Here is a 10,898-nt window from a genome sequence, read left to right on the forward strand (position 1 = left end):
GGGAAACCGGAGGGGGAGGACGGATCGTCGGGCATCCGTCGGATATGGCGCAGACGGCGACGGCGGGCAAGCCCGCTTCACCGACCCGCATCGCAGGCGGAACGGAGCCGCGGAGAGGGTTCTTCTTTGTTCATTGCCCGTTCTCTTTCCTGATTCGTTCCTGTAGTCTCGCCGGTGGTCTCGGCATTTGCAGCGATCTTCGGGGAATTTCATGCAGTTCGCGTTCGACGCACAGTCGGTGGCTCTCGGCGGCCTTGCCGGCGCCCTTCTCGGGGCGATCCTCGCCGGCATGATCGTGCGCCTCTACGCCGCACGCGCCGAGGCGGAGGCCGCCGCCATCCACGCCGAACTGGTCACCCGGCTCGACGTCGCCGAGCGAATCGAGGGCGACCTGCGGGAGGAGGTGGAAGCCCGCGACCACCAGATCACCCGGCTGAACGGCGAGCTGTCCGCCGCCCGCGAACGGCAGGCGGAGCTGTCCACGACGCTGGCCCGCGAGCGCGCGTCGGCGGCGGAGAAGCTGGCTCTCCTGGAGCGCGCGCAGGCCACCCTGTCCGACAGCTTCAAGGCCCTGTCGGCCGAAGCCCTGCGCTCCAACAACCAGAGCTTCCTCGACCTCGCCAAGGAGACGCTGACGACCTTCCAGGAGCAGGCGCGCGGCGACCTGGAGAAGCGGCAGACCGCCATCGCCGACATCGTCGCCCCGGTCCGGCAGTCGCTGGAACGCATGGACGGCCAGATCCAGGAGATGGAGCGCAGCCGCGCCGGCGCCTACGAGGGGCTGAAGCAGCAGGTGCTGTCGCTGGTGGAGACCCAGGCCCAGCTCCGCGCGGAGACCGGCAACCTCGTCCGCGCCCTGCGCAGCCCGGTGGCCCGCGGGCGCTGGGGCGAGATCCAGCTCCGCCGGGTCTGCGAGATGGCCGGGATGCTCGACCATTGCGACTTCGTGGAGCAGATGAGCGTGGAGGCCACCGGCGGGCGGCTGCGCCCCGACCTCGTGGTCAAGCTGCCCGGCGGCAAGACCATCGTGGTGGACGCCAAGACGCCGCTGGAGGGCTATCTCGACGGGGTGCAGGCCGCCGACGACGGCGCCCGCCGCGACGGGTTGTCGCGCCACGCCCGCCATGTGCGGGAGCATATGAAGCAGCTCGGCACCAAGGCCTATTGGGACCAGTTCGCGGATTCGCCGGAATTCGTCGTGCTGTTCCTGCCCGGCGAGAACTTCTTCTCCGCGGCGCTGGAGCACGACCCGGCGCTGATCGAGGCGGGCATCGACCACCGGGTGATCCTCGCCACCCCGACGACGCTGATCGCGCTGCTGCGCGCCGTCGCCTACGGCTGGCGGCAGGAGCGGCTGACCGACAGCGCCCGCGAGATCAGCGCCTTGGGCGCCGAGCTTTACAAGCGCCTGCACGACCTGGGCGGCCACATGGAGCGGTTGGGCGGGCAGCTCGAAAAGGCCGTGGGCAGCTACAACGGGGCGGTCGGCAGCCTGGAGTCCCGCGTCCTGGTCACCGCCCGACGCTTCCGCGATCTCCACGCCACCCCGGACAGCGCCGAGGAGATTCCCCTGCTGGAACCGCTGGACCACGCACCACGCCCGCTCCAGGCGCCGGAGCTTCGCGCGGCCGAGCCCCGGGCAACGGAATTGAGGGCAACAGAATTGAGGGCGGCGGAACTGCGAGCGGCAGCCAGGGCGTAGGGCTGAAGTCTGCAACCCAGATTTGCCCGTCTTGTTTCGCCTTGCAAAGGAGGGGAGCGGTCCCAATTTCCCTCCTGTCATTCTGCTTCGGACTGCCGGCCTGCTACGCCTTCGGGTGCCCAGATCGTCGCTATGCCTGGACACAGTCTGATGCGCCGCACCGGCCGATGCGGCGCCTTTCATACTAATCGGAGAGCAATCATGCCCGTCGGTACCGTCAAGTGGTTCAACAGCACCAAGGGTTATGGCTTCATTCAGCCGGACAACGGTGGTGCGGACGTTTTCGTCCACATCTCCGCGGTTGAGCGCGCGGGTCTGCGCAGCCTGAACGAAGGCCAGAAGGTGTCCTACGAGGAGCAGCGCGATCCGAAGCGCGGCAAGACCTCGGCGGAGAACCTGAAGGCCGTCTGAGCCACGTCTCACGGCACGGCATCGGAGGGGGCACCGGGAAACCGGTGCCCTTTTCCGTTGCGCGCTTTTCCTCTACAAGCACCCCCCTGACGTTCGGAGTTTCCCCCCATGGCCAAGACCAAGAAGAAGCAGCCGGTGGACAGCGCCTACGTGCTGTTCGACGTTCTGTACGAAGACGGCGCCCGCACCTCCAACCGCAAGGTTCCCGGCACGCTGGTCGGCGGCCTGGACGGCGACGAGCCGGCCCGCGGCTTCATCGAGGAGCAGGACCGCAAGATCGCCGAGATGTCCGGCAATCCCCGCGGCCCCATTAAGTCGATCACCCGCTCGCCCCTCTGAGGCGCGGCCGTCCCGATGGGATCGGCGGGCCACGAGGTCAAGGAAGGCGGGTTGTGCCTTGCGCCTTCCTTGACCTCGTGGCCCGCCCCCCATATTTTGACGGATTGTCGCACCTCCACGCACCGTTGCTGAGTTCCCATGGCCGTTCTCGATATCCTCGTCGCCCCGCACCCTGTCCTGAAGCAGAAGGCGAAGCCCGTCGACAAGGTCGACGCCCGCATCGCCAAGCTGATGGACGACATGGTCGAGACCATGTACGCCGCGAAGGGCATCGGCCTCGCCGCGCCGCAGATCGGCATCCTGGAGCGGGTGATCGTCGTGGACGTGCACGACAAGGACGAGAAGCCGAACCCCATCCGCCTCGCCAACCCGGAAATCGTCTGGAAATCGGACGAGACGTCGGTGTGCGAGGAGGGATGCCTGTCGGTGCCCGACCAGTACGCCGAGGTCACCCGCCCCTCCTCGGTCCGGGTCCGTTACCTGGACGAGACCAACGAGACGCGCGAGATCGAGGCCGACGGCATGCTGGCCACCTGCATCCAGCACGAGATCGACCATCTGAACGGCGTGCTGTTCGTCGACTACCTGTCGATGCTGAAGCGCAACATGATCCTGCGCAAAGTCCAGAAGATGCAGCGCGCCTAACCTTCTGACGCCTAACCTTCTGACGTTGGACGACTCTTCATGACGCCGCTCCGCCTCGTTTTCATGGGCACGCCGGACTTCGCCGTGCCCAGCCTGCGCGCCCTGGCCGATGCCGGGCACGAGGTGGTCTGCGTCTACAGTCAGCCGCCCCGCCCCGCCGGGCGCGGGCAGCAGGTCCAGAAATCCCCGGTCCACCGCTTCGCCGAGGAGCGCGGCATCCCCGTGCGCACGCCCAAGTCGCTGCGCAACGCCGAGGCCCAGGCGGAGTTCGCCGAGTTGAAGGCCGACGCCGCGGTGGTCGCCGCCTACGGTCTGATCCTGCCGCAGCCGATCCTCGACGCGCCGCGGCTGGGCTGCCTGAACGTGCACGGTTCCCTGCTGCCGCGCTGGCGCGGCGCCGCCCCGATCCAGCGATCCATCCTGGCCGGCGACGCCGAGACCGGCATCACCATCATGCAGATGGACATCGGGCTCGACACCGGAGCCATGCTGCTGAAGGACGCGGTGCCGATCACCGCCGAGACCACCGCCAGCAGCCTGCACGACGCGCTGGCCGAGATGGGCGCCCGCCTGATCGTGGAGGCGCTCGGCGGCCTCGCCGAAAGCCGCTTGACCGCCGAGCCGCAGCCGGAGGCCGGCGTGACCTACGCCGCCAAGCTGACGCGCGAGGATGGCCGGCTCGACTGGACGCGCGACGCCGCCTATGTGGAGCGGCAGGTCCGCGCCCTCACCCCCTGGCCCGGCTGCTGGTTCGACGCCCCGACGCCGACGGGCGGGGTGGAGCGCATCAAGGTGCTGAAGGCCGAACCCGCCCCCGACGCGCGCAAGGCGGCGCCCGGCACGCTGCTGGACGACCGCCTGACCATCGCCTGCTCCGACGGCGCCGTGCGCCTCACCCTGGTGCAGCGGCCCGGCAAGGCTCCGGTGGATGGCGCCGCCCTCCTGCGCGGCTTCGCCCTGCCCGTCGGCACCCGTCTCGGCGACGCCGCATGCAGCGCTGGAAACTGACCCTCGAATATGACGGCCGGCCCTTCGTCGGCTGGCAGCGGCAGGACAACGGCCCCTCCGTCCAGCAGACGCTGGAGGAAGCCATCGAGCGCCTGTCCGGCGAGACCGTGCGCGTCCACACCTCCGGACGGACGGACGCGGGCGTGCACGCGCTGGGGCAGGTCTGCCATTTCGACCTGGAAAAGCCCTTCACCGGGCTGAAGCTGCGCGACGCGCTGAACTTCCACCTGAGGCCCGCCCCCGTGGCCGTCCTGCAGGCCGAGGCGGTGCCGGAGGACTTCCACGCCCGCATGACCTGTTTGGGGCGCAGCTACGTCTTCCGCATCGTCAACCGCCGCGCCCCGCTCGCCCTGGAGACGGGCCGCGCCTGGCACGTCATGCGGCCGCTGGACGCCGAGGCGATGCACGCGGCCGCTCAGGTCCTGGTCGGCCAGCACGACTTCACCAGCTTCCGCGCCGCGCTCTGCCAGGCCAACTCCCCGGTCAAGACGCTGGAGCGGCTGGCCGTCGAGCGGGTCGGCGACGAGGTCCGGGTGCACGCCGCCGCGCGTTCCTTCCTGCACCATCAGGTGCGCAACATGGTGGGCACGCTGGAGCTGGTCGGCGCCGGCAAGTGGAGCGCCGACGACCTGCGCCGCGCGCTGGAGGCCCGCAACCGCTCCGCCGCCGGGCCGACCGCCCCACCGGACGGGCTGTATTTCGTCAACGCCCGCTACTGACGCCCATAAGGCGGCGTCTGGCGCTCATCGCCGATTGCCGATAGACTCTCAGGCGAAGCACAACCGGCCGGGTTTCCGTCGCCGTGCACCGCCGTCCGCCGCGCCTGTTCCCGCCGTTCCTTCTGCTGATTGCCGTCCTGCTGCTGACTGGCTGCGGCGTGGATGGCGATCAGGCCGCGCTGTGCCGCAAGCTGATACCCGCCTTCGACTCCGGCCCCATCTCCATCCTGGACACGGAAGCGCTGAGCGGCGACGAGCCGGCCTTGCGCCTGACCTACCGCTCGGACAACGGACCCCACTGGATCGCCTGCCGCTTCGGCGGACGCTTCTTCGATTCGCGCCGGCACGAACTGGTGGCGGTGGCGACCGACCGCATGGGGCGGCTGCGGCCCATGCAATTCACCATGCTGCGAATCTGGGCCGGCCTGCCCGCCGCCCGCCTCAGCCTGCCGCCGGAGTCGAGCGGACCGGGACCGCAGCCGCGGACGGACTGGGCGCCGCTTCTCTTCTTCCTGCAACAGCTCATCAACGCGGCCACGGTGGCCTGCGTCTACGGGCTGCTGGCGCTGGGCTACACGCTGGTCTACGGCATTTTGGGGCAGATCAACCTCGCCATGGGCGAGCTGACCATGATCGGCGCCATGCTGACCGCCATGGGGGCGGCGGCGCTGGGCATGGCCGGGCTGGGCGGCCTGCCACTGGCGGTGCTGGGCGTCTTCGCCACGGTGATGGCCTTCACCGCCGTCCAGGGCTGGACCATGGACCGGCTGGTGTTCCGCCGCCTGCGCCGCACCCACAATCACACGCCGCTGATCGCCGCGGTGGGCCTGTCCATCGCCTATCAGGAGGGGATGCGGCTGCTGCACGGCGCCCGCGACTGGTGGCCCGCCCAGTTCCTGGCCGATCGGCACGAGCTGCTCAGCGACGGCGCCTTCACCGTCACCGCCCTGACCTCGCAGGCGGTGATCCTTCTGATGACCGGCGGGCTCTACGCCCTGCTGTGGGCGATCATGCAGCGCACCGCCTACGGCCGCGCCCACCGCGCCTGCGCCGACGATGTGGGGGCGGCGGAACTGGTCGGGGTGGATGTGGACCGCACCGTCGCCACCACCTTCGCGGTGGGCGGCGCGCTGGCCGCTGCGGCGGGGGCGGTGATCGCGCTCTATTACGGCGGGGTGAATTTCTACACGGGCTATCTGGTGGGCTTCAAGGCGCTGGCCGCCGCGGTGGTCGGCGGCATCGGGTCGGTCCCCGGCGCCATGCTGGGCGGCGCCTTGCTGGGGCTGGTCGAGACCTTCTGGTCGGCTTATTTCGCCATCGCCTACAAGGACATCGTGGCCTTCGGCCTGCTCACCCTCTTCCTGATCTACCGCCCGGACGGGCTGATGGGCCGCCGCCGCGGGCGGGGGGATTGAGAGCCCCCCGGTGGCGGGGACCGGTCAGGGAAGGTCCGCCCCCATGGCCGCGGCGATGGTGTCCAGGTCGCGGTCGGTGACCGTGAACAGCCCGAAGCGGAACGGATAGCCCCAGCTCCGCACCCCGGCGGAGAAGTCCAGCCGGTCGAGCAGGGGCAGGATCGGCGTCTCCCGCCCGTCCAGCCACCGCACGTCGCGGCGGAAGGGCACGAAGCCCCCGCCCATGTCGAACGGGTATGGCGTGCCGTCCCGCACGATGCCCACGGCGGTGAAGGATTGCAGGCGGTCCTTCCCCTGGAAGCGTTCGGTCGGCGAGTAGTAGGCGACGCGGTCCCCGGGGCGAATGCGGCGCAGCGGCGCCGCCTTGCCGTGGCAGACCTGCATGAAGCCCTCCGCCCGCCCCCACCGGACATGCTCGGCGGAGGCGACGGCGATCCAGCTGCGGCTGGCGGTGGTCGGATCCATGGCGGACCTCACGCTTCCGTCGGGGCGAAGACGCGCAGGCGGTGCCCGTCCGGGTCCAGCGCGACGAAGGTGTGGCCGAAATCCATGGCGGTCGGCGGCTGGGCGATGGTCAGGCCGCGCCGCACCCAGTCGTCGTGAAGGGCCTGCACCGCCTCGGCGCCGGCCACCCGGAAGCCGATCTCGCCGCTGCCGCCGAGCGGTCCCGCGGAGGCCGCCGGCTCCACCGTGTGGCGCGACCACAGCCCCAGCATGACACCGGAGTCCAGGGCGAACATGGCGAAGGTGGGCGACGCCTCGACCGGGGGCTTGCCGGTCAGGTCGGTGTAGAAGGCGGCGCTGGCGGTCGGGCTGTCCACATAGAGGAGAATGATGTTGGCGCTGAACATGGGCTGGTGTCCTCGCTGGTCCCCGGCACGGGCGATCCCGTCCGGCGAAGCCCAGGCTAGGGCAACACACTGACAGTTTCTGTCAGCAGTCGTGCGCGGGCGCGCTCACCGGACCGGGATGCCCTCGGCCTCGCGCCACTCCTTGAGCAGCTCCTGCCGCCGCCGCGGGTAGCGGACCTCCAGCGCCGTCACGGAGACGATGCGGTCGGCGCGGAAATGGCGGATCGCCCCGCGCAGTTCGCACCACGCGACCATGACGCGCAGCCGGTCGAAGAAGCCGAGCGCGAAGGGCCAGACGGTGCGCTCGGTGGCGACCCCGTCGCGGTCGCGGTAGGCGATGGACAGCTTGCGCTCGCTGCGGATGGCCCGCCGGACGACGGCGAGGTCGACGCCGTCCCCGACGATCGGCTCCCCCGGCCCGACGAGCAGCGCGGAGGCGTCCATGCGGTCGCGCAGATCCGGCGGCAGCACCGCCGCGATCTTGGCGAGCGCGTTCTGCGCCGCCGTCCCCAGCGCGCCGTCGGCGCGGTCAGCCACCCAGCGAATGCCGAGGGCGAGCGCCTCGATCTCCTCCTCCGCGAACATCAGCGGCGGCAGCAGGAAACCGGGCTGGAGGAGATAGCCGACGCCCGGCTCGCCGTCGATGCGGGCGCCCTGGGCCTGGAGGGTGGCGATGTCGCGGTAGATCGTGCGCAGGCTGACGCCGAGTTCGTCGGCGAGGACATGCCCGCTGACCGGCCGGCGGTGGCGCCGCAGGCACTGGATCAGATCGATGAGGCGTTCGGCGCGCGACAGCGGAGGATGCCCCTAAAAACGACGAAGCGGGGACGGCTGGAAGGCCATCCCCGCTCCGGGCGTCACAGCGGACCGTGAGAGCTTACAGGCTGCGCACGTCGGTCAGGTGCCCGGTCACCGCCGCGGCGGCGGCCATGGCCGGGCTGAGCAAGTGGGTGCGCCCGCCGCGGCCCTGGCGGCCTTCGAAGTTGCGGTTGGAGGTCGAGGCGCTGCGCTCGCCCGGCGACAGGCGGTCGGCGTTCATGGCGAGGCACATGGAACAGCCCGGCTCACGCCACTCGAAGCCGGCCTCGGTGAAGATCTTGTCCAGACCCTCTTCCTCCGCCTGCTCCTTGACGAGGCCCGAGCCGGGGACGACCAGGGCGCGCACGCCCTCGGCGACCTTGCGGCCCTGGGCGATCACCGCGGCGGCGCGCAGATCCTCGATGCGGCCGTTGGTGCAGGAGCCGATGAAGACGGTGTCCACCTTCACGTCGGTCAGCTTCTGGCCGGGCTCCAGGCCCATGTAGGCCAGCGAGCGCTCGACGGCGGCGCGCTTGCCGGCGTCGGCTACGTCGGCCGGGTTCGGCACGGTCGCGGTGATCGGCAGCACGTCCTCCGGGCTGGTGCCCCAGGTGACCTGCGGAACGATGTCGGCGGCGTTCAGAACGACGGTGGTGTCGTAGACCGCGCCCTCGTCCGACGGCAGGGTCTTCCAGTACTCCACCGCCTGCTCCCAGGCGCCGGCCTTCGGAGCCAGGGCGCGGCCCATCACATACGCGAAGGTCTTCTCGTCCGGGGCGATCAGGCCGGCGCGGGCGCCGCCCTCAATGGCCATGTTGCAGACGGTCATGCGGCCTTCCATCGACAGGCCGCGGATGGCGTCGCCGGCGAACTCGATGACGTGGCCGGTGCCGCCGGCGGTGCCGATCCGGCCGATGATCGCCAGCACGATGTCCTTGGCGGTCACGCCCTCCGGCAACTCGCCGTCGACGCGGACCAGCATGTTCTTGGCCGGCTTCTGCAGCAGGGTCTGGGTGGCCAGCACATGCTCCACCTCCGACGTGCCGATGCCGAAGGCGAGCGCGCCGAAGGCGCCGTGGGTGGCGGTGTGGCTGTCGCCGCAAACGATGGTGGCGCCGGGCAGCGTGAAGCCCTGCTCCGGACCGACGATGTGCACGATGCCCTGGCGGACGTCGTCCATCGGGAAGTAGCGGACGCCGAAGTCGCGCGCGTTCTTGTCCAGCGTCTCGACCTGGATGCGGCTTTCCTCCTCGACGATGCCCTTGGAGCGGTCGGTGGTCGGCACGTTGTGGTCGGGAACGGCGAGGGTCGCTTCCGGACGGCGCACCGGACGGCCGGCAAGCCGCAGCCCCTCGAACGCCTGCGGGCTGGTCACTTCATGGACCAGATGGCGGTCGATGTAGAGGATGCAGGTGCCGTCGTCCTGACGGTGGACGACGTGGCTGTCCCAAATCTTGTCGAACAGGGTGCGCGGCTTGGACATAGCAACTCTCTCTCGCGGCAATTCTCTCTCGCAAACCACAGACCGGACGAACGAAGCGTGCGGTAAGAGGGCCGCACAATAGCCGTCTCTTTCAACCAGGACAAGGCCGAGCCTGTGGAAAACACCCGGCATCCCGCAGCGAAAAATCGCCGCTCCTCCGCGCCGCCCATCGGCTGGCGGGGAAGGCGCTCCTTATGGTAGCGTCCGCCCACCGATCTCCATTGCCCCATTCGATGAAGGGTCATCCCGTGACGGACCCCACTGTCCGCTGTGAACGCTGCGAACGGCCTTATCCTGCCGAGCTTCCCGGCTGCCCGAACTGCCGGCGCATCCGCCAGACCAACATCGCCATCGCCACCACCATGATCCTTCTGGTGCTGTTCGCCATCGGCGGCTGGTTCGGCATCCAGGTCTTCACCGGCTTCTCCACCGGCGGCACGCCGTAACGCCGCCCCCTCGCGGGGCTGCCGCACCGGGAACGCAGACCTCCCGCCCCCACCCGCGCCGTAGGATGCGGCAAAATTCAGGGTTGGGAGGACTCATGGCGGATCAGGCCATGCCACGCGCCGCGGCCGGCCAGGGACCCGTGGGCGGTCCGGGCACCGTGGTCTACGCGCAGCTTGCGGGAATCGTGCTGTTCTGGGGCGCCAACTGGCCCCTGATGAAGCTGGCCCTGTCCGACATCGGGCCGCTGACCTTCTGCTTTCTCCGTTTCGCCGGGGCGGCGGCGGTGCTGGCCCTGCTGTCGCGGGTGCTGCGCTTCCCCCTCCTGCCGCCGCCGGGGGAGCGCTGGCCGCTGGCCCTGGTCGGGCTGCTGCAGATCGCCGGCATGCTGGACCTCAGCTCCATCGCGCTGCGGGTGGTGCCGCCGGGACGGGCCGCGGTGCTGGCCTACACCATGCAGATGTGGGCGCTGCCGCTGGGTGTGCTGTTGGCCGGGGAGCGCTTCACGCGTGGGCGGGTGATCGGCGCGTTGCTGACCTTCGCCGGCGTCCTCGTCTTCTTCAACCCGGCGCTGATGGACTGGAGCGACCCGGCGGTGCTGCTCGGCAACGGGCTGCTGCTCGCCTGTGCGCTGAGCTGGGCGCTCGGCGCCACCCTCTACCGCCGGCGCCGCGGCGGCTGGCGCACGCCCTTCTGGACCCAGACCTTCTGGCAGATCGCCGTCAGCGCCGTGGCGACCGCGCCGCTGGCCCTGGCGGCGGAGCACGCCCGGCCGATCCACTGGACGCCCGCGCTGGGCACCGTCCTGGCCTTCAACTGGGTGATCGCCACGGGGCTGTGCTTCTGGTGGTGGGCGAAGTCGCTGACCGCCATGCCGGCGGCCCAGGCCGGGCAGATCATCTGCCTCGTCCCCGTCACCGCCCTGCTGCTGAGCGCGGTCTTCATGGGCGAGCCGCTGACGGCCGGCGTGCTGATCGCGGTGGCGCTGATCGGCGCGGGAATCCTGACGACGATGCGGGCAAGGTAGGGAGCCGTTCGGGAGCTGTCTCTTATACACATCTCCGAGCCCACGAGACTATAACA

Annotated in this window: 13 protein-coding genes and 1 pseudogene; 9 read left to right on the forward strand and 5 right to left on the reverse strand. The window is 70.2% G+C overall.

Annotation, left to right across the window (positions count from 1 at the left end; genetic code table 11):
• Positions 1–211 precede the first annotated feature (211 nt).
• The 7 genes from Q4I23_RS25460 (at position 212) to Q4I23_RS25490 (ending at position 6,239) form a co-directional block, all read left to right on the forward strand.
• Positions 212–1,702, forward strand: coding sequence for a DNA recombination protein RmuC (locus Q4I23_RS25460; RefSeq protein ID WP_454018788.1), 1,491 nt, complete (start codon positions 212–214; stop codon positions 1,700–1,702).
• A 201-nt stretch (positions 1,703–1,903) separates the two neighbouring features.
• Positions 1,904–2,113 carry a cold-shock protein gene (locus Q4I23_RS25465; protein ID WP_014239340.1) on the forward strand — a complete coding sequence of 70 codons (210 nt, stop codon included), beginning with the start codon at positions 1,904–1,906 and terminating at the stop codon, positions 2,111–2,113.
• Between the two features lie 108 nt (positions 2,114–2,221).
• Entirely contained in the window at positions 2,222–2,452 is a 231-nt protein-coding gene (locus tag Q4I23_RS25470; RefSeq protein WP_145674796.1) for a hypothetical protein, read from the forward strand.
• A gap of 138 nt (positions 2,453–2,590) precedes the next feature.
• Positions 2,591–3,097 (forward strand): peptide deformylase, encoded by a 507-nt coding sequence (gene def, locus Q4I23_RS25475; RefSeq protein WP_014239338.1) that lies wholly within the window; start codon positions 2,591–2,593, stop codon positions 3,095–3,097.
• Between the two features lie 39 nt (positions 3,098–3,136).
• Positions 3,137–4,105: a methionyl-tRNA formyltransferase gene (fmt, locus tag Q4I23_RS25480; protein ID WP_498528065.1), complete on the forward strand. Its 969-nt coding sequence runs from the start codon at positions 3,137–3,139 to the stop codon at positions 4,103–4,105.
• Positions 4,087–4,824 (forward strand): tRNA pseudouridine(38-40) synthase TruA, encoded by a 738-nt coding sequence (gene truA, locus Q4I23_RS25485; protein WP_498528066.1) that lies wholly within the window; start codon positions 4,087–4,089, stop codon positions 4,822–4,824. The genes fmt and truA overlap by 19 nt, the downstream gene beginning before the upstream one ends.
• An 83-nt stretch (positions 4,825–4,907) precedes the next feature.
• Entirely contained in the window at positions 4,908–6,239 is a 1,332-nt protein-coding gene (locus tag Q4I23_RS25490) for a branched-chain amino acid ABC transporter permease (protein ID WP_498528067.1), read from the forward strand.
• A gap of 24 nt (positions 6,240–6,263) precedes the next feature.
• On the opposite strand, the gene Q4I23_RS25495 is transcribed toward Q4I23_RS25490, so the two are convergent.
• The 5 genes and pseudogenes from Q4I23_RS25495 to leuC all read right to left on the reverse strand — a co-directional run bounded on the left by Q4I23_RS25495 (position 6,264) and on the right by leuC (position 9,371).
• Positions 6,264–6,704 (reverse strand): EVE domain-containing protein, encoded by a 441-nt coding sequence (locus Q4I23_RS25495; RefSeq protein WP_454020527.1) that lies wholly within the window; start codon positions 6,702–6,704, stop codon positions 6,264–6,266.
• Between the two features lie 8 nt (positions 6,705–6,712).
• Positions 6,713–7,090, reverse strand: coding sequence for a VOC family protein (locus Q4I23_RS25500; RefSeq protein ID WP_454020526.1), 378 nt, complete (start codon positions 7,088–7,090; stop codon positions 6,713–6,715).
• A 105-nt stretch (positions 7,091–7,195) separates the two neighbouring features.
• Positions 7,196–7,675, reverse strand: coding sequence for a helix-turn-helix transcriptional regulator (locus Q4I23_RS25505; protein ID WP_498528068.1), 480 nt, complete (start codon positions 7,673–7,675; stop codon positions 7,196–7,198).
• Positions 7,676–7,720: 45 nt separating this feature from the next.
• Positions 7,721–7,885: pseudogene (locus tag Q4I23_RS25510) on the reverse strand (helix-turn-helix transcriptional regulator); the annotation flags it as partial.
• Between the two features lie 82 nt (positions 7,886–7,967).
• Positions 7,968–9,371, reverse strand: coding sequence for a 3-isopropylmalate dehydratase large subunit (gene leuC, locus Q4I23_RS25515; RefSeq protein WP_200527774.1), 1,404 nt, complete (start codon positions 9,369–9,371; stop codon positions 7,968–7,970).
• 248 nt (positions 9,372–9,619) lie between these two features.
• Between leuC and Q4I23_RS25520 the strand changes: the two genes are divergently transcribed.
• Positions 9,620–9,817, forward strand: coding sequence for a hypothetical protein (locus Q4I23_RS25520; protein ID WP_014239330.1), 198 nt, complete (start codon positions 9,620–9,622; stop codon positions 9,815–9,817).
• Between the two features lie 110 nt (positions 9,818–9,927).
• The gene (locus Q4I23_RS25525; protein ID WP_237904302.1) at positions 9,928–10,842 is read left to right on the forward strand and encodes a DMT family transporter; all 915 of its coding nucleotides are present in this window, start codon (positions 9,928–9,930) and stop codon (positions 10,840–10,842) included.
• The last annotated feature ends 56 nt before the right edge of the window (positions 10,843–10,898 follow it).

It is taken from the genome of Azospirillum sp. UFLA03-27, assembly GCF_059803775.1.